At 68.0% G+C, this 19477-nt stretch carries 23 protein-coding genes, 4 pseudogenes and 1 riboswitch; of the genes and pseudogenes, 14 read left to right on the top strand and 13 right to left on the bottom strand.

Features of this window, described 5'->3' with window-relative positions:
* Positions 1-36 precede the first annotated feature (36 nt).
* Positions 37-225: pseudogene (locus Drose_RS26835) on the bottom strand (DDE-type integrase/transposase/recombinase); the annotation flags it as partial.
* 86 nt (positions 226-311) lie between these two features.
* Positions 312-1010 carry a helix-turn-helix domain-containing protein gene (locus tag Drose_RS26830; protein WP_260724092.1) on the bottom strand — a complete coding sequence of 233 codons (699 nt, stop codon included), beginning with the start codon at positions 1008-1010 and terminating at the stop codon, positions 312-314.
* Between the two features lie 101 nt (positions 1011-1111).
* On the opposite strand from Drose_RS26830, the gene Drose_RS26825 reads away from it, so the two are divergent.
* The 4 genes from Drose_RS26825 to Drose_RS26810 all read left to right on the top strand — a co-directional run bounded on the left by Drose_RS26825 (position 1112) and on the right by Drose_RS26810 (position 3545).
* Positions 1112-1783: an ISAs1 family transposase gene (locus Drose_RS26825; RefSeq protein WP_260724091.1), complete on the top strand. Its 672-nt coding sequence runs from the start codon at positions 1112-1114 to the stop codon at positions 1781-1783.
* Positions 1784-2103: 320 nt separating this feature from the next.
* On the top strand, positions 2104-2487 hold the full coding sequence (locus Drose_RS26820; protein WP_260729814.1) for a VOC family protein: 384 nt from the start codon (positions 2104-2106) through the stop codon (positions 2485-2487).
* Between the two features lie 387 nt (positions 2488-2874).
* Positions 2875-3174, top strand: a complete 300-nt coding sequence (locus tag Drose_RS26815; protein ID WP_260724090.1) for a transposase family protein — start codon at positions 2875-2877, stop codon at positions 3172-3174.
* Positions 3171-3545, top strand: coding sequence for a hypothetical protein (locus tag Drose_RS26810; RefSeq protein WP_260724089.1), 375 nt, complete (start codon positions 3171-3173; stop codon positions 3543-3545). Before Drose_RS26815 ends, Drose_RS26810 begins: the two co-directional genes overlap by 4 nt.
* Positions 3546-3785: 240 nt before the next feature.
* On the opposite strand, the gene Drose_RS26805 is transcribed toward Drose_RS26810, so the two are convergent.
* On the bottom strand, positions 3786-4517 hold the full coding sequence (locus Drose_RS26805; RefSeq protein WP_260724088.1) for a class I SAM-dependent methyltransferase: 732 nt from the start codon (positions 4515-4517) through the stop codon (positions 3786-3788).
* Positions 4518-4556: 39 nt separating this feature from the next.
* On the opposite strand from Drose_RS26805, the gene Drose_RS26800 reads away from it, so the two are divergent.
* The 5 genes and pseudogenes from Drose_RS26800 to Drose_RS26785 form a co-directional block, all read left to right on the top strand.
* Positions 4557-5009, top strand: coding sequence for a GNAT family N-acetyltransferase (locus Drose_RS26800; RefSeq protein WP_260729813.1), 453 nt, complete (start codon positions 4557-4559; stop codon positions 5007-5009).
* Positions 5010-5095: 86 nt separating this feature from the next.
* Positions 5096-5284, top strand: coding sequence for a DUF6817 domain-containing protein (locus Drose_RS39205; protein WP_343871201.1), 189 nt, complete (start codon positions 5096-5098; stop codon positions 5282-5284).
* Positions 5285-5343: 59 nt separating this feature from the next.
* Complete coding sequence (locus tag Drose_RS26795) at positions 5344-5826, top strand: hypothetical protein (RefSeq protein ID WP_260724087.1); 483 nt, start codon at positions 5344-5346, stop codon at positions 5824-5826.
* On the top strand, positions 5820-6167 hold the full coding sequence (locus Drose_RS26790; RefSeq protein ID WP_260724086.1) for a hypothetical protein: 348 nt from the start codon (positions 5820-5822) through the stop codon (positions 6165-6167). Before Drose_RS26795 ends, Drose_RS26790 begins: the two co-directional genes overlap by 7 nt.
* Before the next feature lie 328 nt (positions 6168-6495).
* A pseudogene (locus Drose_RS26785) lies at positions 6496-7263 on the top strand (IS110 family transposase); the annotation flags it as partial.
* A gap of 119 nt (positions 7264-7382) precedes the next feature.
* On the opposite strand, the gene Drose_RS26780 reads toward Drose_RS26785, so the two are convergent.
* From Drose_RS26780 to Drose_RS26770, 3 genes are all read right to left on the bottom strand, one after another.
* Positions 7383-7790 carry an ankyrin repeat domain-containing protein gene (locus Drose_RS26780; protein WP_390891455.1) on the bottom strand — a complete coding sequence of 136 codons (408 nt, stop codon included), beginning with the start codon at positions 7788-7790 and terminating at the stop codon, positions 7383-7385.
* A 35-nt stretch (positions 7791-7825) separates the two neighbouring features.
* Positions 7826-8548 carry a class I SAM-dependent methyltransferase family protein gene (locus Drose_RS26775; protein WP_260724085.1) on the bottom strand — a complete coding sequence of 241 codons (723 nt, stop codon included), beginning with the start codon at positions 8546-8548 and terminating at the stop codon, positions 7826-7828.
* A gap of 181 nt (positions 8549-8729) precedes the next feature.
* On the bottom strand, positions 8730-9047 hold the full coding sequence (locus Drose_RS26770) for a winged helix-turn-helix transcriptional regulator (RefSeq protein WP_260724084.1): 318 nt from the start codon (positions 9045-9047) through the stop codon (positions 8730-8732).
* Positions 9048-9161: 114 nt separating this feature from the next.
* Here Drose_RS26770 and Drose_RS26765 point away from each other — a divergent pair, with 114 nt between their 5' ends.
* From Drose_RS26765 to Drose_RS26755, 3 genes are all read left to right on the top strand, one after another.
* Positions 9162-9575, top strand: a complete 414-nt coding sequence (locus Drose_RS26765; RefSeq protein WP_260724083.1) for a YybH family protein — start codon at positions 9162-9164, stop codon at positions 9573-9575.
* A gap of 275 nt (positions 9576-9850) precedes the next feature.
* On the top strand, positions 9851-10432 hold the full coding sequence (locus tag Drose_RS26760) for a helix-turn-helix domain-containing protein (RefSeq protein ID WP_260724082.1): 582 nt from the start codon (positions 9851-9853) through the stop codon (positions 10430-10432).
* Positions 10429-10998, top strand: coding sequence for a transposase (locus Drose_RS26755; protein ID WP_260724081.1), 570 nt, complete (start codon positions 10429-10431; stop codon positions 10996-10998). The genes Drose_RS26760 and Drose_RS26755 overlap by 4 nt, the downstream gene beginning before the upstream one ends.
* Before the next feature lie 9 nt (positions 10999-11007).
* Here the strand turns inward: Drose_RS26755 and Drose_RS26750 are convergent, their stop codons facing one another.
* Positions 11008-12966 (bottom strand): potassium transporter Kup, encoded by a 1959-nt coding sequence (locus Drose_RS26750; protein WP_260724080.1) that lies wholly within the window; start codon positions 12964-12966, stop codon positions 11008-11010.
* Between the two features lie 224 nt (positions 12967-13190).
* Positions 13191-13561, bottom strand: a pseudogene (locus Drose_RS26745) (transposase); the annotation flags it as partial.
* Here Drose_RS26745 and Drose_RS39200 point away from each other — a divergent pair.
* Together Drose_RS39200 and Drose_RS26740 are read left to right on the top strand one after the other, a co-directional pair.
* Positions 13543-13686: pseudogene (locus Drose_RS39200) on the top strand (hypothetical protein); the annotation flags it as partial. The pseudogenes Drose_RS26745 and Drose_RS39200 sit on opposite strands and share 19 nt — an antisense overlap.
* Positions 13620-13937 carry a DUF2083 domain-containing protein gene (locus tag Drose_RS26740; RefSeq protein WP_260724079.1) on the top strand — a complete coding sequence of 106 codons (318 nt, stop codon included), beginning with the start codon at positions 13620-13622 and terminating at the stop codon, positions 13935-13937. The pseudogene Drose_RS39200 and the gene Drose_RS26740, both read left to right, overlap by 67 nt.
* 68 nt (positions 13938-14005) lie before the next feature.
* Here the strand turns inward: Drose_RS26740 and Drose_RS26735 are convergent, their stop codons facing one another.
* The 5 genes from Drose_RS26735 to Drose_RS26715 all read right to left on the bottom strand — a co-directional run bounded on the left by Drose_RS26735 (position 14006) and on the right by Drose_RS26715 (position 19396).
* Positions 14006-15001, bottom strand: coding sequence for a ribonucleotide-diphosphate reductase subunit beta (locus Drose_RS26735; RefSeq protein ID WP_260729811.1), 996 nt, complete (start codon positions 14999-15001; stop codon positions 14006-14008).
* Positions 15002-15042: 41 nt separating this feature from the next.
* Positions 15043-17448, bottom strand: a complete 2406-nt coding sequence (locus Drose_RS26730; RefSeq protein ID WP_260724078.1) for a ribonucleoside-diphosphate reductase subunit alpha — start codon at positions 17446-17448, stop codon at positions 15043-15045.
* A 117-nt stretch (positions 17449-17565) separates the two neighbouring features.
* Positions 17566-17776, bottom strand: a riboswitch (cobalamin riboswitch).
* A gap of 62 nt (positions 17777-17838) precedes the next feature.
* Entirely contained in the window at positions 17839-18066 is a 228-nt protein-coding gene (locus tag Drose_RS26725) for a hypothetical protein (protein WP_260724077.1), read from the bottom strand.
* Between the two features lie 8 nt (positions 18067-18074).
* The gene (locus Drose_RS26720) at positions 18075-18242 is read right to left on the bottom strand and encodes a hypothetical protein (protein WP_260729810.1); all 168 of its coding nucleotides are present in this window, start codon (positions 18240-18242) and stop codon (positions 18075-18077) included.
* Positions 18243-18427: 185 nt separating this feature from the next.
* The gene (locus Drose_RS26715; RefSeq protein WP_260724076.1) at positions 18428-19396 is read right to left on the bottom strand and encodes an Lrp/AsnC family transcriptional regulator; all 969 of its coding nucleotides are present in this window, start codon (positions 19394-19396) and stop codon (positions 18428-18430) included.
* Positions 19397-19477 lie beyond the last annotated feature (81 nt).

The following is a 19477-nucleotide window of genomic DNA, read 5'->3' as shown; positions in this document are numbered from 1 at the left end:
GATCGATGATGCGGAAGTCGTCCTCGTGGCCCGTAGTCAGATCGCCCGGGCGAGTTCGGCAAACGCAGCGGCGACCCGCAGCGCGGGCGGAGCGTCGACGGCGGGTTCGTAGTGGCCGCGGCGGAGGTTCTGCATGAAGGCGTGTCCGGCGATGATGACCTGTGCTGTCTGCTCGGTTCGTAGCCCGCGCATCGGTCTCAGCCGGTGCTTCAGTCGGCTGTAATTGTAGCCCCGACGCATTGCTGCGCCGGGGCCGGGTAGCGATGGCGCATTGCTGCGCCGCCGCCCCCTCAGGACCGTGCATGCGACTTTCACCGCACACGGCCCAGGCAAGCCCCACGTGGGCTGGCAGGTGGTGCAGAAGGACGCCAGGTTCGTGCCGTTTCGGCCTCGTAACGTCGGCGGCAGTGGGTGTGCACGAGATGGTGGTGTTGATCGTCGCGGCCGCCGCCGTGCGGGGTCAGCGCCTGTCGGCGCAGGGCCTTGCGGGTGGCGGTGAACCATTGCTCCCATTCGTCTGGGGATTGTGGTTCGTGGTCGGCGTGCAGTAGGTCGACGCCGGCCTGGTGCAGAATCTTCCAGACCGTGCTGGCCGCGATCCGGTAGCCCAAACGAGCCAGCTCACCCTGCACGCGGCGGTGACCCCAAGTCGGATTCTCCGCGGCCAGCCGCAGCACCAGCGCACGGAGCTCCCGGTCGATGGGTGGCCGGCCGGGCCGTGCGTGCGGATACGTCCAGTGCCGGGCGATCAGTTGCCGGTGCCAGCGCAGCAGCGTGGCTGGGGTGACGAAGAACGCCGACCATTGTGAACGGGGCAGCAGCCGTGACAACGCCGCCAGCACCACCCGATCGGCTGGTTGCAGGTCGGGGCGGTGCACCTGCCGGCGCAGCACCGCCACCTGATGCCGTAACACGAGCAGTTCGACGTCTTTCGCGCCGCCGTCTCGGGCGAGCTGGGTCAGCATCTGCAAGATCCGGCGCAGGAGCAGATACACCAGCGAAGCGGTCATGCCTCCATGGTGGCGCTTACGGCCGGGCGACCTCGCGCCGAAACGGCACGTCACAGCCCCGAACCGAATTTACGAGTCCCACAGGACTCCGCCCGCCGGAGTTGACCGTCGGTCTGCCCGCAGCCCTGGCCGCGGTGCCCGATCCGCGCGCCCGCCGGGGCATCCGCCATCACCTGACCGTGGTGCTCACGGCGGCTGTCTGCGCGGTCGTGGCCGGCTACCGCTCCTACACCGCGATCGCCGAATGGGTCGCCGACCTGCCCGCCGACACCGCGGTACTGCTGGGCATCGACGCGGACCGTCGGCCATCCGAAGCGATGATCCGCAGACTGCTCCAAGCCATCGACCCGGATCTGCTCACTGCGGCGATCGGAATCTGGCTCGCCGCAAGGATCCCCGCACTAGCACCCGGGTCCAGACGAGCGATCGCCGTGGACGGCAAGACCCTGCGCGGCTCTCGCACCCGCGACAGCGCCGCCCGGCACGTCCTCGCAGCCGCCGATCAGCGCACCGGCATCGTCCTGGCCAGCACCGACGTCGACACCAAGACCAACGAGATCACCCGCTTCACCACCCTGCTGGATCAGATCGGTGACCTGCATGGCACCGTCGTGACCGCCGACGCGCTGCACTGTCAACGCGACCACGTCGCCTACCTCGCCGGGCGCGGCGCGCACTGGGTCCTGACCGTCAAGGGCAACCAGTGCGCCACGAGGCGCTCTGACACATCCCCGCTTCAGGCGGGACAGACTCGGTCGCCCGTGCCAGCATAAACCGTCCCACGCGCCGATGTAGAGGTGCGGGTGTTCACCGCGCCAGGTCAGCCGTGTGGTGCGGGACGACGAGGTCTGCGGCAGGTCGAAGTGGGCTTCCCTCGCTGACAGCGAGCAGCTTCACGCAACCACTCGGCGGCCAAGCCATCGGGGAGGTTGCGGGTTGCACGATCTGGTTGGGGGATGCGACGATCACGTGGTCAGCCCTTTGGCGAGAGGAGGTGCGGTTGAGATGTTCACCGATGAGTCCACCGCGCCCCATCGCCGGCACCGCTGACCTGCTGTGACTTGGGGCGCATTCATCCACTTTGGAGAGTGTGATGGTCACAAGCATTCACAACATCACCTTCGATACGACTGGTGATCCATACAAGCTGGCACAGTTCTGGTCGATGGTAGTTGGCCGCCCGATGCGCGTCGAGGACGAGCCTGGCGACCCCGAGGTGTCGCTGATCGCCGAGGGGCAGCCAACGATGCTGTTCATCCGAGTGCCTGAGGGCAAGGTGGTGAAGAACCGCGTACACCTCGATCTGCAACCTCAGGATCGCACCCGAGATGAAGAGGTCGACCGGTTGATCGGGGTCGGCGCGAAGCTCTTCGAGGACCACCGCCGGCCGGACGGCACCGGCTGGGTCACGCTCGCGGACCCGGAAGGCAACGAGTTCTGCGTGGAACGCAGCGTCGCCGAACGAGCCGCCACGTAGCACCATTTGGGGGCGGTCCACGCCGGACCGCCCCCATACCTGGGAAGTTGCCGCACCTGGCCCCTCCTGGCATCACAACTTTGCCGGGGCGTGTGTCACGAACATCGAAGGGAGTCTGATGAGGTAGGCAGGACTTTCGGCTGATGATGCTGTTCAGGAGACGAAGGATTGTGGCCCTTCGGAATCGTTCTGCGTGGGGATGATTTCAAACCGCCTCGTGCTGCGTTGGCTGAAGACCAGGGCGTTGCGTAGTCGATTGACAGGTGTTTGACCTGGGCGGATGTAGGCGTCCGCAGCCGGGTTGGGGTGATGCGGGACGGGTGCGATCCATCGGTGATCATGGAGTTGCTGAGACAACATGACACCGACGAAGGACCGCACCCGCTGATGCCATCATCGCTGATCGACGTGATCCGCCAGCACGCACCCACCTCCACCAGCCGCACGATGGCGCCTCGCGTCGAGGAGCCGTACGGCCTGCTGGCGGCCCTGGCCCGAGTGCCCGACCCCCGCGACCGGCGCGGGCTCCGCTACCCCCTGGCCAGCCTGCTCGCGGTGGCCGTGCGCGCGGTCCTGGCCGGCGCGGCCACGTTCGCCGCGATCACCGACTGGGCCGACGACCTCGACCCGGCCGCCAGCCACCGGCTCGGGTTCACCGGCCGGGTCCCGGCGCTGAGCACACTGTGAGCTCCGTTCCGCTCATCAAATTCGATTCTAAACCCAGTCTTGCCGTCAGCCGTCTGCATACCAATGGGTTGTCCGGCGATAGTACCGAACTTTCCGTAGGTTGTCCTTTCGGCTACAAATCCGCGTTCGTCAAGCCATGCCAAAGCCTTGTTGCGCGCCTGGTTGTAATCGTCGCCACCTTGATTGTGCACCAGTACAGGCGTGTCACCGGCGAGCACATAGTACGTGTGGATGTTGCTGACGGTGAGGTCGCGCATGGTCTTAGCGCCGATGTAGCTGTGGACCCTGAGCACGACCAGTGTGTGGTGGTCCGCAGTGCGAAGTTGATCGCCAGGGGTCAAATGATGTTCAACCGCGAAGCGGGCCTGTGATCTGCCTTACGTGTGGGGCCGTGTGCGCCCGGCCGCGGGCGGAGCCGGCTGCCGTGGTGACTCGTACGCGTGTCCGGTCCACGTAAGAGTGACGTTCGGCCTGGGCGCCGAGCTGCGGTCCGCCATGTAGATGTGGACGACTCGATCGCGCGACGTCCAGATCTAATTGGCGGATTCGGTCGATCTTGTTTGGGTGGTTGACTGATGGGCGGATCTTGGATTGGGCGCTGGGACGACCTGCTACCGAAGGACGAGAAGGTCGAGTGCATCGATGATCGGGCCGGATTCGTTTTGAGCGGCGTGGTGGAGTCGAGTCAGACCGGTGGCGTATTCGTCGTCGGTGATCAGTTGTAGGGGCGTATGCGCTTCCCGGCGGATGTTGGCCGCGACCTCACGAAGCGACGGCGCGGTCGTCTGCGGGACCTGTTCGAACGAGACCGTGGTGAAGCCGGCGGTGGCGAAGGCAGCTTCGACGTCGTCCACGCTGGGGTAGGTGTTCAGCACGCGGATGGCCTCGGGGAAGAACCGGAACAGCGTGATCCCGTGGTGGCGGCCGGCGAAGGCGGAGCGGATCAGTACCGGGCCGCCGGGGCGCAGCACGCGGCGCAGTTCCCACGCGGCGGCGGTGAGGTCCGGCACGTGGTGGATGACGGTGGACAGCCAGGCCGCGTCGACGCTGGTGCCGGCCAACGGGATGTTCGCGGCGTCTCCGGCGAGGACCTGCGGGTGCAGGCAGCGTGCTCGCATGGCCTCGGACGGCTCGACGGCGATGACGTCGATGTTGTCGTACCAGTCGGTGAAGGCCCTTGCCCACATGCCGGTGCCCGCGCCGAGGTCGAGCAGTCGGGTGCCGGGCCGAGGATCGAGGTGCCGGGTTACCGCGTCGCGCCATGCGGCAAGTCCCTGGTCGGGGATGTGGCGGGTGGCTTCGAACGCTGCCGCGTCGTGATTGTTGTAGGCGATGCGAGGCATGTCATTGACCCAACCGCTTTCTCGCCGGTTGCGGCAAGGATGAATGCTGTGGCTCACATACGGCAGTTCGCCTGGCCGGATTACGACGGCGTCATCGAGGTGTGGAAGTCGGCGGGCCGCGACGTCCTGCCCCGCGCGGAGCTTGCTGCCAAGCTGGTGCGTGATCCGCAACTGTTCCTGGTGGCCGAGCGCGACGCCACCTTGGCGGGGGTGGTACTTGGCACCTTCGACGGTCGGCGGGGTTGGATCCTGCGGCTGGCGGTCGATCCGGCGCATCGTCGACGTGGCATCGCCAGTCGCCTGGTCCGCGAGTTGGAGACCCGTTTCGCGACCCTGGGGTGTCCGAGGGTGAACCTGTTGGTCATGCCGGACAACGTGGAGGCGCTGAGGTTCTGGCAGGCGCTGGGATACCTGCCGCTTCCTGACGTGCTGTGTTCGAAGCCGATCAGCGCGTCGATCGCGCCGTCGTGCGGATGCGGTCAGCGGTTGTGACGAACCGCGCAGCCTGGCGGGCCACCGACGCGGACAAGTGGCTCTAGGGTCGTGGCATGAGTGCCGAGCAGGACATGCGGGCATAGCTGCGGCAGCGCGGAGCCGAAACGATCGATCATCCGGGCGGCACCCTCTACGCCCACTTGTCGCGCGTCCATGACCGTCTCGGCAGGCTGCTGAACACGCGGATCGTGGCTACGTACACCTATGAAGCGTGCCGGGCCTGGAGCTCAAGGGTCTTGGGCCTTCGTCTTGCGTCGCGGCGGTGCTGTTAGAACAAGCAGCCGGGAGCTGGCAGGTTTCGCGCCGTGGACTGACCGGAGAGGATGTGTGCGTGGATCCCGCAGCGCTGTACTGGGCATCACGCCGGTATCTGACGACGCGATACGAGGAACTCCAGAGGGAGTATGGCCGGCTGCCCAATGATGGCCGCCAGGTCGATGGGTACCACTACACCACGGAATCGAAGCGGATCTTCCCCCGCTACAACGTCGTGGACGCCATGCTCATGGAGGTTGAGCGACTCGGTCCGGACCGGCTTCCCAGCGTTGACGTAGTGGCCAGCATGATGCTCACGGCTGCCGAGAGTGCGAACTCTCCGTTCACCGAGCCCCCGTACGACGGGGTCGAAGCACAGGCCATGGCCGATGAGCGCCGGCTGTTCGCTGCAAACGTGCAGCATTGGAGGGCGCAGGCCAATTTCCGCACCGACCCAGTCCCGTATCGGCGTGTGCTGACGCCCGGGAGCCATTGGCCTGGCGGACGTCGCTGCAGCAGCGATGGGGTGTGCAAAACGGCTGCTGGCACCCGTTGCTGACCAGTTCGGTTCTGCGGGACGTGCTGGTGCTGACCGGGGAGTCGATGTGGGAGGACGACGCCGTTGACCACGTCCGCCGAGTGCTGCAAGAGCTGCACCGCCCGCGTGTAGTCGAGTTGCGCGAGTATGGGGCCAACTACCTGCTGGATGTCGAGATCTTCGCCCCGCGATACACCGGGCCGGAAGGGCTCTGGACCGACGAGCATCACGACTGGATCGCCTACGCATCCCACGAGGGAACCGTGGCATTCGGCGGCGTACTCTCCGCCGGGCTCGTGGCAACCTGGCCTGAGGTCGACAGTTGGCGATGGCCCGGATGGCAGGCGCTCGGACACGGGTGAACCAGGTCTTCCGAAATGAAGCCGCGCGGCGAACTCATCTCGGCAGATCGCTACGCCGAGCAGCGGCCGGGCCATCACGCTGTGTAGAGCGCACATCGCGGCTACTTGTTTTATTTGATCTACGACCTCAGCCCGGCCAGGCTGGGTCGAGGTGGCCGGTGGGTTGCTCTCACTTGCGGCTGTCCACGGCTCATGGGTGTGACTCTCATCTGGCGTGCGCCCGCCGGTCACCGCGGCAGGGAGTGGCTCAAGAGGGGATTGCCCAGCTCAAAGTAGCGTTGCCCTCCTCTCCAATCGTCCACAGTGTACGAGCGAGGAGATGTAGCGGATGGGTCGTGTGGTGATCGGGATGGACCCGCACAAGCGGTCGGCCACGATCGAGGTCATCGATGCACGCGAACGAGTACTCACCCAGGGCCGGTACGGCACGGATACCGACGGCTACCAAACGATGCTGGCGGCCGGCCGGCGGTTCCCGGATCGAGTGTGGGCGGTGGAGGGCTGCGCCGGGACCGGCCGGCACATCGCTCAACGCCTGCTCGCCGACGGGGAAACCGTCCTGGACGTGCCGGCAAAGCTGTCCGCGCGGGTGCGGGTCTTCAACACCGGGCAAGGTCGCAAGACCGACCCGGTCGACGCACACAGCGTGGCCGTAGCCGGGCTGCGCAGCCCAGGGCTGCGCCAGATTCAGATCGACGACGCGACGGTCGCGATGCGGCTGCTGGTGGATCGCCGCGCTGAACTGGGCCGTGCTCGCACCGAGGTCGTCAACCGCATCCACCAAATGCTGCTCGAGATCCTTCCCGGCGGGGCGAAGAAGTTCCTCACCCGCGGCCAGGCCAGCTACCTGCTGCGCACCGCGTCGGCGCCGGCGGGCATCGTGGCCCAGACCCGCTACCAGCTGGCCAGGGAACTCATCGACGAGCTCACCGTCATCGACGCCAAGATCCGGGCAGCGGACAAGCAGCTGTGCCAGCTCGTCACCGCCAACGGCAGCTCGCTGACCGACCTCAACGGGATCGGCCCGTCCGGCGCAGCCCGGCTCATCGGTGATATCGGTGATATCGGCCGGTTTCGTACCGCCGCGCAATTCGCGTCCTGGAACGGCACCGCCCCGATCGAGGCATCCTCCGGCGACCAGAACCGTCATCGAGTGCGCGGGCATGCCGCTGACAAGGAGTGGCGGGCCGGCAGCGGCCGTCACTGTCCGTACGCCTATCCGGCGGCGCGCTCCGTAGACCGCACCGGCGGTGTCATGGCAGTAGCGTGCAGCAGGTCGAGGGTGCTGCGACGTCCACCGAGGTTGGCCCACTCCACCGCCGTGCGCCCGCGTCCTTGGTCTTCTCGCAGGTTCGGATCAGCGCCGCCGGCCAGCAGTTCCCGTACCGTGGCGTCGTGTCCCCAGCAGGCGGCACCGCACAACGGCAGCCCTTCCTCGCCCGTACCGCTTTCGACGTTCGGGTCTGCCCCGGCCGCCACCAACACCCGGACGTTGTCCGCCATGTTCTGCACGCTCGCGCGGTACAGCGGCGTACTCCTGCCGTGGTCGGGCATGTTCGGATCGGCGCCCGCCCGCAACAATGCGGCGACCTGCTTGGCATCACCCCAACCCGCCGACTCCATCAGGCGCCGCTGCAGCTTCTTCCGTTGGCGCAGGTTCACGCCACCCATTGTGGAGGAACGTCTGTCCAAGAGAGTCCGGCGGAGTAGATCGGCTCGCCGCTGGCCACGCACTGCTGACCGCTACACGACGAATGTGAAGATCCGGCCGCTGAGCGGCGGGTGCTGTGGTTGCCCGTCGAACTGGTGCACGCCGACCGAGAACAGTACGTCGGGCGGCGCGTGGAATGCCTTCTCGGTGAAGCCGGCGTCGGCGAACCAGTCGCGAACGGCTGGTGTGGGTCAGGCGCGCGGCGGGTCCTCGTCCAGATCACCGTCGCACGGGGTGCGCACAGCGCTGGCATGGCGTTGATCGTTGCTTGTACGTCACAATCGGTGAGGTTGCCGAGCACGCCGGCGAGGATGACCAGATCGACGGGGATCGCATGACGGTACGCGGCGAAGTCCCCGGCATCTGCCTCAATGGCGGTGATCCCCTCGAGCCCGGCCGAGGCGATACCGGCTCGGGCGGCGGCCACGTTGCGGGGGTCATGCTCGATCAGCTCGGCCCGCACCCGATCGGCGTCCGGCCGCTGCGAGAGGACGCCGATGAGGTCATGGCCCTGCCCGGCGCACACGCTGACCACCCGAAGCGTGGACTCTGGCCGCTCGTCAACCCAGTCGCTGATGTGTTGCTGGATGAGCCGGAGCCGTCGCGACAGCGGTGATCCGTGTTCGCCGTACGGCAGGTGCCATTCATGCCAGTCGCTCGAAGCCGTCATCGCAGCGATGCTGCCATGCCGGGCTGTCCCCTTCCATCCGGCTCTGGGGAAGAGCGCTGCAGCGAGGGCCGCGCACGGATTTGCCACGATCCGCGCGCAACGCAGCGTTACCAGATGGGCCGACGCTCGGAACCCACAACTGCCGAATTGAGGACGTCGCTCGATGTCCCGGCGGCCCTGTTCAGGCGCCGCTGCGGCGGCGATGCGCTGAGGTCTCACGTAGAAGCGCGTCGCCGGTCCGGTACAGCTCGATCAGTAAAGGCTTGAGCGTCTGACCAGCGGCGGTGAGCTGGTAGACGGTGCGAGAGGGGAAGCCTTTTTGGCGGTGGCACGCGATCAAATTGTCCGTTGCCAGCCTGGCCAGCCTCTCGCTCAAGACCTTCGCACTTAGCGCTGGCAACGCTGCCCGCATCTGGCCGAACGAGCGGGGTCCATGCATGAGTTCTCGTAGGAGGAGCGTCGTCCACCGGCCGCCGACGGCTGCGAGCGCCGCTTCCACGGGGCAAGTCGGCTCGGGATGCCTTGTCTCACCGCGGGTGTCCGGGACCAGATCGCGATCCCAGCCGCTGCTTACCGCTTGGTTACCCGCGGCGGGTTCAGTTTGACTGACCGCATGACCTCCGACTTCAACATCCACACTGACAGTGTCAACCTGACCAACGACGCCAGCCAACACCCCTGGACGTTTGCCCGGGCGTTCAATACGGGCGATGCCGCAGTTGTCGAGCAGGTCTACGAACCGGGCGGTGTCTTTGTCGCCGCGCCGGGTCAACCTGTCGCCGGCGCCGCTAGGGCGGCGGCCAACCAACGCTTCCTCGATCTGGGCCTGCCGATCGACGTTCGCCCACGCCACGTCTACGTGGCTGACGATATCGCCCTACTGATTGTCGACTGGACGATTGATGGCCAGGGCGCCGATGGGCAGCATGTGCACCTTCAAGGCACCGCGACCGACGTCGCACGTCGCGGCCCCGATGGCTGCTGGCGGTACGTCATCGACAATCCATTCGGCACCGCGAGGTTGTAGGCCCAGCGCTGGCGGTTCGAGTGGGAGCGGCTCGACGACAACGAGCCGAGCGGAATTCCAACGTCTCGGCGCCGTGACACAACGCCACGATCCAACGCCCTGTCATGCCGCTGCGGGAGCGCGGCGCCGGTCAGCGCATCACCGACGGTGAGTGGGCGTGCCGTGGCTGGGCATCCGGTCGCAGCCGATGACAGCGCACTAGTGCAACGTTCGTTAAGCCTGGGTAGGTTGGGTTCTGTAGGGCCGGTGTGGGGTGCTCCCGGGGGGTGGGTGTCATGCCGATGTTTTTGTACGCCCGTCCTGCGGTTGATGCGGTTGAGAAGCAGAAGATCCGGAAGTTGGCCGGGGCCAGGCACGCGCCGGCGGACTGGGTCCAGCGGGCGAAGATCGTTACGTTGAGTTGGACCGGGTTGCATACCACGGCGATCGGGGCCGAGTTGGGTTGCCATCCGAAGACGGTGCGGCAGTGGTTGCACCGGTTCAACGCCGAGGGCCTGGACGGGTTGGGTGACCGGCCGATACCGGGCCGGCCGCGGCGTATCACCGAGCGGGAGCGGGGCCGGATCATCGCGATGGCCCGCTCGGACCCGCCGGGCCGGCCGCAACGCACGGCGGGTGGGGATCTGGTCGCCGCTGATGAGCACGGCCCGTCGCAGTGGACCCTGGACAGTTTGGTCGAGGCCGCCCAGGCCGAGGGGATCGAGGTGCACCGCAGTCAGGTGCGCGGCATCCTGCTGGCCGAGCGCGTGCGTTGGCGGCACACGCGTTCCTGGGCGCACAGCGAGGACCCTGACTTCGTCGCAAAAGGGCGGCGGTCGTCGAGCTCTACACCCACCCGCCGGAGCGGACCACGGTGATCTGCGCCGACGAGCTGGGTCCGGTGATCCCGCGGACGTTCCCGCCCGCGGCGGGCTGGTCGCCCGACGGCCATCGCGTCAAAGCGCCGCTGGAGTATGCCCGGGGCGGCGACAAGCTGTGGGTGTACGGGGGTTTGCGGATCCGGGACGGCACCGAGGTCACGTACTGCGCCCCGGCGCGCAACAGTGACGGCTGGACACAGTTGTTGGCTCGCATCGCCGAGGACAATCCCCGTGGCCCGATCCGGGTGGTCACCGACAACCTCTCCAGCCACACCAGCCGGAAGGTCCGCCAGTGGCTGGCCCGGCATCCCCGCATCCAGCAGGTGTTCATCCCGAAGCGGGCCTGTTGGCTGAACCTGGCGGAGGGCTGGTGGCGGCCGAAGATCAGCAGTCACAAGGTGCGTGGCGTCAACGTGACCAACTACAACGGGCGGACCACGGCAACGGTGAACATGCGCCTCACGCTCGACAGCGGCTTCACCGACCAGTACGCATTCCCGTTGGTGCAGGAGGACGGTGCCTGGTGCGTGGTCAGCCGTGCTGGCGGACCCACCGTGACTTGACCAATGACGTCACACCTGGATGTGCGAGCCCATGATGACGGTGCGGTCGCGGGGCAGGCGGAAGTGCTCGGCGGCGTCCGCGGTGATGTACGAGGTGGCGATGAACAGCCGCTTGCGCCAGCCGGCCATGGTGGGCTGGTCGCCGCAGCGCAGGTCGATCTTCGACAGGAAGTACGACGCCTGGTCCAGGTCCACCACGCCCTCGGTGGTGGCCGGGTCGAGCAGCCGCAGCGCGGCCGGCACGTCCGGGGTGTCCATGTAGCCGAAGCTGACCATGACGTGGACGATGCCGTCGTGGGCGTGGCCGAGGTCGTCGACCGTGATCCGCTCGGCCGGCGGCACCCGCGGGACCGGCTGGGTCTGCAGGGACAGGATCAGCACGTGCTCGTGCCGGACGTGGTTGTGGTCCACGTTGGCCCGCATCGCCAGCGGCGCGGTCTCCTTGCCGCGGTTAAGGAAGACGGCGGTACCGGGCACCCGCACGGTGAGCGAGGGGTCGGTGCCCAGCCGGTCGACGAACTCGCGCAGCGGCCCCTCCTGCCGTTCCCGCTCGGCGGTGACGATCGCCCGGCCCTTCTGCCAGGTGGTCATCACCGTGAACGCGGTGAGGCCGATGAGCAGCGGCAGCCAGGCGCCGTGCACGAACTTGGTCAGGTTGGCGGCGAAGAAGAGCAGGTCGACGGTGAGCAGCACGGCCGCACCGGCGCCGAGCAGCCAGCGGGGCGTGTTCCACTTGCGCCGGGCGATGTAGAAGAACATCAGCGTGGTGATGGTGATCGCGCCGGTGACCGCCATGCCGAACGCGAACGCCAGCGCCGTCGAGCTGCGGAACGCGAACACCAGGGTCAGCACGGAGACCAGCAGCAGCCAGTTGATCCACGGTACGTAGATCTGGCCGATCCGCGACTCCGAGGTGTGCGCGACCCGCAGCCGCGGCAGGTAGCCGAGCTCAGCGGCCTGCGCGGCGACCGAATACGCCCCGGTGATCACCGACTGCGCAGCAATCACGGTGGCGGCGGTGGCCAGCACGACCAGCGGCAGCCGCGCCCACTCGGGCACCAACAGGAAGAACGGGCCCGAGAGGTTGGCCGGGTCCTTCAGGATCAGCGCGCCCTGCCCGAAGTAACTGAGCACGCACGCCGGGAACACCAGGAACAGCCAGGCCCGGGTGATCGAGCGGCGGCCGAAGTGGCCCATGTCGGCGTAGAGCGCCTCGGCGCCGGTGACCGCCAGCACGACCGCCGCCAGGGAGAAGAACGCCACGCCGAAGTGCCCGGCGAGGAAGCCGATGGCATAGGTCGGCGAGAGCGCCTTCAGGATTTGGGGGTACCGCAGGATGCCCGCCACCCCGCACACGCCGATGGTCACGAACCAGACGATCATCACCGGCCCGAAGACCCGCCCGACCGCCGCGGTGCCGCGCCGCTGCACCAGGAACAGCATCAGGATGATCACGGCGGTGATCGGCACCACGGCCTCGGCTAGCGACGGCTGCACCGTCTTGAGGCCCTCGACCGCGGACAGCACCGAGATCGCCGGCGTGATCATGCTGTCGCCGAGGAACAGCGCGGCGCCGAAGATGCCCAGCGCCGCGAGCATCACGGTGGCCCGCCCGCCGCGCCGCCCGCCCCACCGGCGCAGCAGCGTGATCAGCGCCATGATGCCGCCCTCACCATCGTTGTCGGCGCGCATCGCGAGCAGCACGTAGGTGACCGTCACGATGATCATCACGGACCAGAACACCAGCGACACGACGCCGAACACGTTGTCGGGGCTCACCGGCACCGGGTGCGGATCGCTCGGCGAGAAGACGGTCTGCAGGGTGTAGATCGGGCTGGTGCCGATGTCACCGAAGACAACCCCGAGCGCGCCCACTGCCAGCGCCAAGCGCGCACTGCCCGGCGCGACCGCACCGTGGCCGGCCGCCGGTCCGGTATCGGGCCTGATCGGTTGCGTGCTGCTGGTCACGGCTGCCTCCGAGACGCGGTCGGCGACGGTCATCGCAGGAGGACGCCCCTCCCCATCGGACTGTACCGGCCGAGGTCAGCAGCAAAGGCGAGGACCGGAGACCGCCAGGGGGTCACAGCCAGCCGGCCTTGCGCAGGTAGCGGTACAGCAGCACCGACGTGACGAGCATGACGACGAGTCGCCCTCGCAGCTAGGGCTGTGACCGGAAACGATGGCCGGGTTGGTCAGCCCGCCGCCTTGGCGGTGGTTTGGCCCCACCGGCGTTGTCGTTCGGAGCGGACCCGGCTCGTTCGCGGCGTTGGGCGGCCAGGATGTCGGGGTAGCGGGCGTTGGAGTTGCGCCAACGTAGGTAGTCGTGCAGGGCCTGGGTGGCGACCGGGTGGTTGGGGTGGTTGGAGCCGGCCACGACGAATATCCGCAGTCGCCCGAAATGGGCCTCGATCGGGTTCGCCCACGACGAGTACGTCGGGGTGAAGCACAACTCGACCCGGTTGCGGGCTACCCACGCCCGGATCGCTTTGCCTTTGTGCACGGACAGGTTGTCCAGGATGACGTAGACCGGCGCGCCGTCCGGCCGTGCCTTGCGGATCGATCCGACCCCAGCCGGTCCACGATGCCCTTCGCCACGCACGCGTCGAGCAGACCACCGACGCGTGGAAAGCCGACTACCGCGCCCGCGCCGGAATCGAGGACACCATCAGCCAGACCATCGCGGTCACCGGCATCCGCCACGCCCGCTACACCGGCCTGAGCAAAGTCCACCTCGAACATGCCTTCGCCATGCGGACCGGCTGGTCTACAGCGACGGGCTCACGCTCGACAACTCCCGCACCGCCACGCCGATCGGGCCGGGCTGCCGGATCTGCGAACGCCAGGACTGCGCCCAGCGCGCCCGGCCACCCGCCGCCGGCCGGCTCGTCGTCGACGAGAACCGGCGCACCGTCATCCCGTACGCCGTTGACGGACGATGACGGGTGGGAATCAGACCACGGTGCCGCCGCCCCCGGCTGAGGCGGGCACGGCGGCACCGACATGTGACTCAGAAGTCGTCGTCGAAGGACACGGTGCCGGTGACGCCGACCTGGTAGGCCGAGACTCGCCGTTCGAAGAAGTTCGACAGTTCCTGGACATCCTGCAGTTCCATGAACGTGAACGGGTTGCGGCTGCCGTAGAGCGGTTCGATCCCGAGCAGCGCGAGCCTGCGGTCGGCGACGTGCTGCAGGTATTCCCGCATGTCCGCGAGCGACATGCCGGAGACACCCTGCTCGAGCAGGTCCGCGGCGAACTGGACCTCGCACTCCACGGCCTCGGCGAGCATGTCGCGGACCTGCTCCTCCAGGTCGTCGTCGAACAGGTCGGGTTCTTCGGCGCGGACGGTGTCGACGACGTCGAACGCGAAGGCCATGTGCATGGACTCGTCGCGGAACACCCAGTTGGTACCCGACGCGAGGCCGTGCAGCAGGCCCCGGGAGCGCAGGTAGTACACGTAGGCGAAGGCGCCGTAGAAGAACAGGCCCTCGATGCACGCGGCGAAGCAGATGAGGTTGAGCAGGAACGCCCGGCGGTCCTCGCGGGTCTTGAGCTCGTGCAACTCGCCGAGCGAGTCGATCCATTTGAAGCAGAACTCGGCCTTGCGGGCGATAGAGGGGATGTTCTCGACGGCGGCGAACGCCTCGAAGCGTGCCTGTTCGTCGGGCACGTAGGTGTCGAGGAGGTTCAGGTAGAACTGGACGTGGACGGCCTCCTCGAAGAGCTGCCGGGACAGGTAGAGCCGGCCCTCTGGTGAGTTGACGTGCTGGTACAGGTTGAGCACCAGGTTGTTCGCGACGATCGTGTCGCCGGTGGCGAAGAACGCCACCAGCCGGGACACGAGGTGCTGCTCGGCCGCGGAGAGCTTGGACAGGTCGGCGAGGTCGGCGTGCAGGTCGACCTCCTCGACGGTCCAGGTGTTCTTGATCGCGTCCTTGAACCGTTCGAAGAACTGCGGGTAGCGCATGGGCCGCAGCGTCAGGTCCATGCCGGGGTCGAGCAGCATGTGCCGCGTGGGGGCGTGGACGCGGGGTTCGGGGATGGTGGTCACTGGCAGGCCTCGCACGATTCGGGGTTTTCCAGGGAGCAGGCGAGCGCGTCGGCGTCGGCGACGGTGAGGGCGGACGTGATCGGCTTGAGTGCCATGGCCGCAGGCGCGAGGGCGACGGTCGCCTGCTGGATGCGGGTCGCCGGGCGAGACCGCAGGTAGTAGGTGGTCTTCAAGCCGGATTTCCAGGCGTGGAGGTACATCGAGGAGAGCTTCCCGATCGTCGGGGCACTCATGAACAGGTTCAGGGACTGGGACTGGTCGATGTAGGGCGCGCGGGCCGCGGCCAGGTCGATGAGCGCCCGCTGCGGCAGTTCCCACGCGGTGCGGAACAGCTCGCGCACGTCGGTGGGCAGTTCGGCGATGGCCTGCACGGAGCCCTCGGCCCGCTTGATCTGGTCCCGGATCGGTCCGGTCCACAGACCTCGCGCCTTGAGTTCGCGGACCAGGAAGTTGTTGATCTGCAGGAACTCACCGGACATGGTTTCGCGTTTGAAGAGGTTGCTGACTTGCGGCTCGATGCACTCGTAGCAGCCGGCGATCGAGGCGATCGTCGCGGTCGGGGCGATCGCGATGAGCAGCGAGTTGCGCAGGCCTGTAGCTGCGATCCGCTCGCGCAGTGCGGTCCAGCGTTCGTCCGCGGTCGGTGCGTCCCACAGATCGGGGTGCAGCTCGCCGCGGGCGGCGCGGGTCTCGGCGAAGGCCGGGTGCGGGCCGAGCCGGGCGGCCAGGTCGGCCGAGGCCTCCAGCGCGGTGAGGAAGATCTCCTCCTGGACCCGTGTCGACAGCTCGCGCGCGGCGCAGGAGTCGAACGGCAGGCGCAGGGTGAAGAACGCGTCCTGCAGGCCCATCAGTCCGAGGCCGATCGGTCGCCAGCGCGGGTTCGATGCCGCGGCCTGCGCCGATGGGTAGTAGTTGATGTCGATGACTCGGTCGAGGAACAGCACGGCGGTGCGCACGGTCTCGCGCAGCCGTTCCCAGTCGACGCCGTTGGCGGTGACGTGCGCGCCGAGGTTGATCGAGCCGAGGTTGCACACGGCGGTCTCGTCGTCCGAGTTCACCTCGAGGATCTCGGTGCACAGGTTCGACAGGTGGATGGTGTTGCCGGGCGCGCCGGTCTGGTTGGACAGCGCGTTGGAGCGGTCCTTGAAGGTCATCCAGCCGTTGCCGGTCTGGGCGAGGGTCCGCATCATCCTGCCGTACAGGTCGCGGGCCTTCACCGTCCGGACGGCCCGTTTCTCGGCCGCCTTGTAGGCCGTCTCGAAGGCCGCTCCGTACAGGTCCGGCAGTTCCGGCGCGTCGGACGGGTCGATCAGGGACCAGTCCTCGTCGGCCTCGACGCGGCGCATGAACTCGTCGGGGATCCAGTTGGCGAGGTTGAGGTTGTGCGTGCGGCGGGACTCCTCGCCGGTGTTGTCGCGCAGCTCCAGGAACTCCTCGACGTCCGGGTGCCACGGCTCCAGGTACACGCAGGCCGCGCCCTTGCGTCGTCCGCCCTGGTTGACGGCGGCAACGCCGGCGTCGAGGGTCTTGAGGAACGGCACGATGCCGTTGGACCTGCCGTTGGTGCCGCGGATGAGCGCGCCCCGGCCGCGGACCCGCGACCAGGAGATCCCGATCCCACCGGAGAACTTTGACAGCCTCGCCACCTGGTGGTACCGCTCGTAGATCGAGTCCAGCTCGTCGCGCGGCGAGTCGACGAGGAAGCACGAGGACATCTGCGTGTGCCGGGTGCCCGAGTTGAACAGCGTCGGCGAGCTCGGCAGGTAGGCCAGGGAGGACATCAGCCGGTAGAAGCCGACCGCCTCTGCGGGCGTCTGCGACAACCCGCACGCCACTCGCAGCAGCCAGTACTGCGGCGTCTCTACCACCAGACGCGTGTGCGGGTGGCGCAGCAGATATCGGTCGGCGACCGTGCGCAGCCCGAAGTACTCGAACCGCAGATCACCGTCCGGGTCGACGGCGTCGTCGAGCTTACGGGCATTCCGCGCCACGAACGCGGCCGTCTCGTCGCCGATGAGCCCGAGCTGGTGGCCGTAGCGGATCGACTGGCTGAAACTCGCGACCTCCTGACCGCGCATCTCCTTGTCGACGTAGGCGGCGAGCAGCCGCGCCGCGAGCCGGGAGTACTGCGGCTCCTCCCCGATGAGCTCGGCCGCGGTCTGGATCGACAGCTTGTCCAGCTCCGCCGTCGTCGCCCCGTCGTACAGGCCGCTGATCGTCTTCGTCGCCACCCGTAGCGGGTCAACCTCGTCGAGGTCCCCGACCCACCGCTCGACCGCCTTCACGATCTTGTTGACGTCGACCGCTTCCATATCACCGTTGCGCTTGCGGACCTGCATGGCGTGCCGGCGCGGCTCCGCCGACCTCCGGCCCGGTGCGGCCGGCTCCTGCGTAACCGTCATGTGTCCCCCTCGTCACCCGTGCCCGAACGTCGACGGGCGCGCAGGAGGACGCCACCGGGCGAGGCCCCGGTCGATGGCGTCGGCCGTCCCGCGCGGCCTCCGACCACCGCGGACCCGGTCGGCCCGCGGTGCGCTGGCAGGTCTTCGGACTCGTGGGCATCGTGCTCGCGCCTACCGGCCGTCGCTTCCCAGACCCTGGGGTCCAGTGCTTCGTTGACGGCTTTCGTTCCCACTCACCGCTGCGGGGCAGTCCCGGACTCACACCGGGTTCCCTGTTGCCACGGCCACCCCGCGAAGGGCCGGCCGAACCAGCTACGGTGAACACCATATATGGGATTCGCTGAGAAAGAGAAACACCACATGGTGTGTCGGCGTGTCGCGTCCGGCACGTCACGCTCGGTGTGCCGCGTGATCGCTCGAACGCGGCTGGGTCGCGGCCGTGACGAGCTGGGCGAGCGCCCGCTCGACCTCGGGGTAGCCGCGGGTCTTCAGGCCGCAATCGGGGTTCACCCACAGCCGGTCGGCCGGAACCACGGCGACGGCTCGGCGCAGTGCCCGGACCACCTCGTCGTGGGACGGCACCCGCGGCGAATGGATGTCGTACAGCCCGGGCCCCACACCGCGGGTTAGCCGGCCGTATGCAGATCGTCGAGGATCTCGATCCTCGACCGGGCCGCCTCGACACTCGTCACGTCTGCGTCGAGCGCGTCGATGGCCGGCAGGACCTCGCCGAGCTCCGAGTAGCACAGGTGGGTGTGCACCTGGGTGGCGTCGGCGGCGCCGCTGGTGGCCAGGCGGAAGGCGGTGACCGCCCAGTCCAGGTGCGCCTGCTGGTCGGGGCGGCAGCAGCTCCCGTAGCGCCGGCTCGTCGACCTGGATGGCGGTCATCGTCGACGGCCACCGCGACATCCTCGGTGTCTGGGCCGGTGACGGTGGCGAGGGCGCCAAGCATTCTGGCTGTCCGGCGCCTGAGCACGGCTCAGCCGGCCAGGATTGTGCCGTTGCGTTTCACGGTGCGGTTGACCGGCGCGGTCTCCAGGGCGTGCACGTCGTCGAGGCTGGCGACTCGCTCGGTCAGGTAGCGGTACAGGTCGCGGGAGTCCCGGCAGATCACGGCAGCGACCAGGTTCGTGGGCCCGGTGGTGACCGCGGCGAAGGACACTTCCGGGTGGGTGGACAGCTCGGTCGCCACCGCGACCAGGGCCGAAGGGCGCACGGACATCCACAGCCGGGCCTCCACCTGGTAGCCCAGCGCCGCGGCCGGGATGTCGAGCTCGTAGGAAAGCACGCCGAGCCGCTCCAGTTGCTCGATGCGCCGCTTCACTCGTGACTCGGACCAGTCGATCGCGTCGGCGAGCGCCTTGTGGCTGGTCCGCCCGTCCCGGCCGAGCAGCTCCAGCAGCTCCTGGTCCTCGTCGCTGAGCGCCACCGGCGACTCCTCGTCGATCTCGATCTCGGGGCGCAGCCGGTCGGCCTGGTCGTTGTCGAGGTACCGTAGCCCGGCCCAGCCTCGCGGGCTGGCGAAGCCCTGCAGCATCGAGTGCGCGGTCACGGACGTGACCCGCGTGGTGCGCGACAGCTTCTGCAGCAGTAGCCCCTCCTGCTCCTCGTCGGTGCGTGCCTGCACGACGCAGGAGATCTCCGTGCCGCCGGACATCACGTGGACCCAGAACGTGTCCGTCCGGACGGCGAGGGCACGGGCGATAGCCTCGGCCGCGTCGGGGGTGCAGCGCAGCCGTACGGTCCAGGCGATGTGGCCGAGTCGGGCGCCCACGACGGCGCCGACGACGCGCACCAGGCCGGTCGAGCGCAGCCGCCGGTAGCGGCGGGCGATGGTGTTCTCGGACACCCCGAGCACCTCGGCGACCCGAGCGAACGGCACGCGCCCGTCGATCTGGAGCGCGTGGATCAGGCCCCGATCGGCACGGTCTAGTTTGACGCTATCCATCGCTTCAGGGTATTGCGCGACGGATTTCGTCGCTCGCTGCGTCACGACTGGCGGTCGGTATAGATCTGCGCTAATTACTTC

The sequence above is a fragment of the Dactylosporangium roseum genome (assembly GCF_025264685.1).
GTDB lineage: Bacteria > Actinomycetota > Actinomycetes > Mycobacteriales > Micromonosporaceae > Dactylosporangium > Dactylosporangium roseum.
The sequence above is the reverse complement of the archived record's forward strand: the minus strand, read 5'-3'. Positions and strand labels throughout refer to the sequence as shown.

Coding starts and splice junctions, on each gene's coding strand:
- Drose_RS26765 (WP_260724083.1), top strand. CDS start 9,162: ATGACCTCCGACTTCAACATCCACACTGACAGTGTCAACCTGACCAAC.
- Drose_RS26805 (WP_260724088.1), bottom strand. CDS start 4,517: ATGCCTCGCATCGCCTACAACAATCACGACGCGGCAGCGTTCGAAGCC.
- Drose_RS26760 (WP_260724082.1), top strand. CDS start 9,851: ATGCCGATGTTTTTGTACGCCCGTCCTGCGGTTGATGCGGTTGAGAAG.
- Drose_RS26715 (WP_260724076.1), bottom strand. CDS start 19,396: ATGGATAGCGTCAAACTAGACCGTGCCGATCGGGGCCTGATCCACGCG.
- Drose_RS26780 (WP_390891455.1), bottom strand. CDS start 7,790: ATGGAGTCGGCGGGTTGGGGTGATGCCAAGCAGGTCGCCGCATTGTTG.
- Drose_RS26815 (WP_260724090.1), top strand. CDS start 2,875: ATGCCATCATCGCTGATCGACGTGATCCGCCAGCACGCACCCACCTCC.
- Drose_RS26730 (WP_260724078.1), bottom strand. CDS start 17,448: ATGACGGTTACGCAGGAGCCGGCCGCACCGGGCCGGAGGTCGGCGGAG.
- Drose_RS26735 (WP_260729811.1), bottom strand. CDS start 15,001: ATGCTGCTCGACCCCGGCATGGACCTGACGCTGCGGCCCATGCGCTAC.
- Drose_RS26820 (WP_260729814.1), top strand. CDS start 2,104: ATGGTCACAAGCATTCACAACATCACCTTCGATACGACTGGTGATCCA.
- Drose_RS26775 (WP_260724085.1), bottom strand. CDS start 8,548: ATGACGGCTTCGAGCGACTGGCATGAATGGCACCTGCCGTACGGCGAA.
- Drose_RS26800 (WP_260729813.1), top strand. CDS start 4,557: ATGAATGCTGTGGCTCACATACGGCAGTTCGCCTGGCCGGATTACGAC.
- Drose_RS26830 (WP_260724092.1), bottom strand. CDS start 1,010: ATGACCGCTTCGCTGGTGTATCTGCTCCTGCGCCGGATCTTGCAGATG.